The following is a 4213-nucleotide window of genomic DNA, read 5'->3' as shown; positions in this document are numbered from 1 at the left end:
ACCGACAGAGGCCCCAGCACCAAACTCAGCCCCCGTCGGCGGCCAAAATCCAGCTGTTGATCCTGGAGCACGCGCCTATACCCAGTCGCCAGTTACGCCCCCCCAGCAGAGAGAGACTGATCAATCTAATACATCTGCCCCGCCGCCGAGAGAGAGAGAGAATGTTGGCGAAGATCGTCACGCCACAATACCTAAATCCGAATCTTCGCAAGACCGTCAGACCGAGGGGACTCAGACTGCAGCCGAAACAGAGGATAACTCCCAAGACCCAGGCACTGGCCCGACAGAAGTCAGAATCATCGGCGATGAATACCTCCCAAAGGAGTCCGGTGGTGACCAGATAGATACCTATCCCATGCCGTCCTTTCAAATGCCGCTGACGTTGAGCATTCCTCGCAGTCACGGCTGTCAGGGCAGCTTACCCACAGATACTCTAACTCTGGGTGTGGCGGTTGATGCCGATGGGTTTGTCTCTTCTTTGCGTTTTTATCTGCCAGATATTTACGAGCAAAACTCCGATGTCAAACTAGCTGATTGTCTATTAAGCGCTGCCTTACAGAGCGAGCCTAGTGCCGTTCGTTTTATGCCTGCTACCCGTCTGACAAATATCGGTGAGGAAGAGCCTGTGGCAACGGATCGAGTGCAGCTGCGTTTGCAGTTTCGCTAAGAGCAAAAAATAGCCATATATCTGATCGAGTAGACCGATGGTAAACTATGCTAACCTAACAAGGCTAGTTGAGCAGTAGCTCATCTGTGCGGGTGTAGTTTAGTGGTAAAACCTTAGCCTTCCAAGCTAATGATGGGGGTTCGATTCCCCCCACCCGCTTTAAGAATTTAAGATTGAGTAACCCACCTGTGGACCGTTTAATTGATCTACACTAAAGCGTTGTAAACAACTACAGGGTTGGTGCCATGCTCGACGAACAAGCCAAAAAGACGATGCTGCGTAAGATTCCCCATGCGCTGTACATCTGTGGTGTCAAGGACGGTGAAGAGGTCAATGGCTTTACTGCTAGCTGGGTGATGCAAGCCTCATTTGCGCCGCCGCTGGTGGTCAACTGTGTCAAAGCTGATTCCACCTCCCACGCTATGATCAAGTCCAGCGGTGTCTTCGCCCTCAGTATTCTGGAAGATGGCCAAAAGGATTTGGCCCAAAACTTTTTTAAGCCCCTGCGCCGCGTCGGCAATAAATTTGAAGACATCGAGTTTTACCCTGGCCCTGAAACTGGCTGCCCCATCATTAAAGACACCCTTGGCTACGTCGAATGCAATGTGATCAGCGCCGTTGAGCAGGGTGACCATACCGTCTTTGTAGGCGAAGTCATCGGTGCAGGCATTCACCGTGAAGGCGATGCGCTCCTCCTATCCACCACTGGATGGAACTACGGCGGTTAGCAGGTACACACCGTAAGCTGATACAGAATTTCGCACCTTTAATCCATTAGCCCCGTCGTTTATCTCTGCCATACCCATGCCCCTGATCAAAGTACAGACATCTGTTGACGCCCCATCTAAAGGTGCGGTTGAAGACATGCTCAAGCAGCTATCCGCTAGTTTGGCAAAACACATCGGCAAACCAGAGTCCTATGTGATGACTGCATTTCAGCCGAGTACTCCCATGACCTTTGGCGGCAGTACCGAGCCCACCTGCTACATCGAAATCAAAAGCGTTGGCACCATGGGCAGCAAAACTAAAACCATGAGCCAAGAGTTCTGCACCCAAATACAGGCAGCCTTGGGTGTACCTCCCGATCGCACCTACATCGAGTTTGCCGACGCCGAAGGCGCCATGTGGGGCTGGAATGGTAGAACCTTTGGCTAGCTGTAAAAACCAGACCTACCGGCTCCTTCAACTCCTCTTCAACAAGTTTCACCGTGGTTTTACGGTGCTGCTCCTGGGAATTGGTTAGGTTAGATTTGTTCTAGCAACGCACTCTATATAAACAACTTATGTGTAACCAGCCCCGGCATTAGTGCCGGGGTTATTTATTGGCAGCAAGGCGCACGAAAATCCGTATTTTCTACAGGTGCCACCGGAATAATTCTGACTAGAACTTGCTATGCCTACGGCTAGATGCCACTCAATTAGGTCTAATGGGTTCCCTAATAAGGGGGACTCATAGAATTAAGATTTTGGCAACAGCAATGCTCAGTAGATTTATTATCTTTTTTTAGGAAACCATTAAGGATAATCCACAGTCTATGAAGATAGGCAGTCATCAAGATGGTGTTTTATACAAAAGCGATTTGGTGATTACCCTAGCAGTACAAGGGACAGAGCTAGCATTTTTAGGGCCAGCACTGCTTGGGGATAGGTGCGATTAGGGCCATTTGAGGGGGATAAGTGTGTATTCTCATCGGTTCTTTATTGTCTGATTAAGTTTATTCGATGAGTTGGTGCAAGGCAGGGAGTCTATATCGAAGCGGGCGTATAACAGTATTGAGATAACTACTTAGGTTGTTATCTCTCCTCACCTACAGACCTCAGGTTGACAGATAAAAGTCCTTTGACTAGGACGCTCATGGTAGTTCTTGGCTGCCAACCTCAGTTTTGAATGTTTTTGTATTAGTAGTAAGGTAACCCTTTGAAAATCATGCAATACCAAGGCTCGGTCATCTCTTCAGACCACGATTTCAAGCGCTCCTATGCCAATTCATCTGTCTTGAGTCCCGACCAGAATGCCACGGTGAATATTCTGGATGTTGAGATTGATAACCTTTCCCGGAATGAGCTGCTGGCACAGCTAGCTGACAAAGGTGGAGTGGTAGTGACTCCCAATGTAGACCACTTGATGAAGCTACAGCAGGATGAAGAATTTCGCAAAGTCTATGATGCGGTAGACTTTCGCGTGTGTGACAGTAAGATTCTGATGTACGCTGCTCAATTTTTGGGCACACCGATTTGTGACAAGATTTCAGGCTCTGATTTGTTGCCCTGGTTCTGTGACTATCATCGCGATAATCCAGATGTCAAAATTTACATGTTGGGGGCAGCCCCCGGTGTGGCTAAGCTGGCACAGCAGCGCATCAATGCCCGCATCGGCCGGGAGATTGTTGTTGATGCCTTTTCTCCTTCCTATGGTTTTGAGAAAAATCCTGAGGAGTGTGAGGCAATTTTGGAACGCATTCGTGAGTCTTCTGCCAACGTGCTGGTGGTAGGTGTAGGCGCGCCTAAGCAGGAGAAATGGATTGTTGAGCATCGGGAGAAGTTGCCCAATATCAAGACATTTTTGGCGGTTGGTGCAGCGATTGACTTTGAGGCAGGCAACAAGCCTCGCTCTCCTGAGTTTGTTACTGAGTTGGGTCTGGAGTGGCTCTACCGCACAATGTCGGAGCCTAAGCGGTTGTGGCGACGCTATTTGATTGAGGATATGCCGTTCTTTGGTTTGGTATTCCAGCAGTGGTTATCTGCCCGGCGTAAGCGTAGATCGGCATAAGACGGAGTTCCTTGGTGGGGATGGCATAGCAACTACTGGCTATGCCCATGATTTTCATGATTACGAAAGCCCTTAGGTCTTAAGACCTAAGGGCTTTTTTCTATGGAGCACGGGCTTTGGGGCGATAGCCTACAGCTCTTCTATATAGGCATCTTGGCCTTGCAAGTTACGCAGCGATGGGGAATCGCGGTCAATGATATGGGGAAATTGCCCGGTTACTAGGGGGACCATAAGACGACAGGGCTGAGGGGTTTTGAGGGCGGATAGGGTGGCTTGTGCCGTTGCGATCGCATCCTCCCCCTGCCACCGAGTCAGCCACACATGGACCTGGTTTATGGAGGTATTCGCCGCCGGGTCTGACGATACGGCAAACATATTATCACCGGGATCAATCACCATGCGCTGGGCAAGACCAGTCTTTAGCACCTCAAATGCCTGGGCGATCACCGTTGCTTTGACCGTATGCTCGGTGAGGCTACCCGCACTTTGGGCATCGCCCCATACCAGCAGTTTATCGCCCACTTGGGAGGCCACTTGCCCCTGGGTTGCCGTCACAATGGCCAGGACAACTGGTCCCTGGGAGAGCTGTTCTAAAAGACAAGAAAAAAGATCTAAGGAAGACGTTTTTGGACTAATCGTCGTCTGAATCATAAATAAATAGCACCCCTAATCAACAGGGTGCTCCAATGAGGTGGACGATTGGAACGGGTGAAGCTCTTTGCCCCCAGAAAAAATGTAAAGATATATTATGACAATCATCCTAAAAAAGGACATCC

General features: G+C 49.6%; 5 protein-coding genes and 1 tRNA gene. 5 read left to right on the top strand and 1 reads right to left on the bottom strand.

Annotated features, from left to right (window positions below; translation table 11 throughout):
* The 5 genes from IQ260_RS28285 to IQ260_RS28265 all read left to right on the top strand — a co-directional run.
* On the top strand, positions 1-667 hold a 667-nt coding region (locus IQ260_RS28285), incomplete at its 5' end, for a hypothetical protein (RefSeq protein WP_228016505.1).
* Between the two features lie 88 nt (positions 668-755).
* Positions 756-826 (top strand) — tRNA-Gly (locus IQ260_RS28280).
* Between the two features lie 86 nt (positions 827-912).
* Positions 913-1395, top strand: a complete 483-nt coding sequence (locus IQ260_RS28275; RefSeq protein ID WP_193996408.1) for a flavin reductase family protein — start codon at positions 913-915, stop codon at positions 1393-1395.
* Positions 1396-1471: 76 nt separating this feature from the next.
* The gene (locus IQ260_RS28270) at positions 1472-1822 is read left to right on the top strand and encodes a phenylpyruvate tautomerase MIF-related protein (protein ID WP_193996407.1); all 351 of its coding nucleotides are present in this window, start codon (positions 1472-1474) and stop codon (positions 1820-1822) included.
* 772 nt (positions 1823-2594) lie between these two features.
* Positions 2595-3437 (top strand): WecB/TagA/CpsF family glycosyltransferase, encoded by an 843-nt coding sequence (locus IQ260_RS28265; RefSeq protein WP_193996409.1) that lies wholly within the window; start codon positions 2595-2597, stop codon positions 3435-3437.
* A gap of 129 nt (positions 3438-3566) precedes the next feature.
* On the opposite strand, the gene IQ260_RS28260 is transcribed toward IQ260_RS28265, so the two are convergent.
* The gene (locus IQ260_RS28260) at positions 3567-4088 is read right to left on the bottom strand and encodes an XdhC family protein (RefSeq protein WP_193996406.1); all 522 of its coding nucleotides are present in this window, start codon (positions 4086-4088) and stop codon (positions 3567-3569) included.
* Positions 4089-4213 lie beyond the last annotated feature (125 nt).

Source organism: Leptolyngbya cf. ectocarpi LEGE 11479 (assembly GCF_015207065.1).
GTDB lineage: Bacteria > Cyanobacteriota > Cyanobacteriia > Phormidesmidales > Phormidesmidaceae > Leptothoe > Leptothoe ectocarpi.
Note: the sequence above shows the minus strand (reverse complement) of the source record. Positions and strands in the feature narration are given on the sequence as shown.

Excerpts from the sequence above, each read along its gene's own strand:
- IQ260_RS28275 (WP_193996408.1), top strand. The coding sequence starts at position 913 with ATGCTCGACGAACAAGCCAAAAAGACGATGCTGCGTAAGATTCCCCAT.
- IQ260_RS28270 (WP_193996407.1), top strand. The coding sequence starts at position 1,472 with ATGCCCCTGATCAAAGTACAGACATCTGTTGACGCCCCATCTAAAGGT.
- IQ260_RS28265 (WP_193996409.1), top strand. The coding sequence starts at position 2,595 with ATGCAATACCAAGGCTCGGTCATCTCTTCAGACCACGATTTCAAGCGC.
- IQ260_RS28260 (WP_193996406.1), bottom strand. The coding sequence starts at position 4,088 with ATGATTCAGACGACGATTAGTCCAAAAACGTCTTCCTTAGATCTTTTT.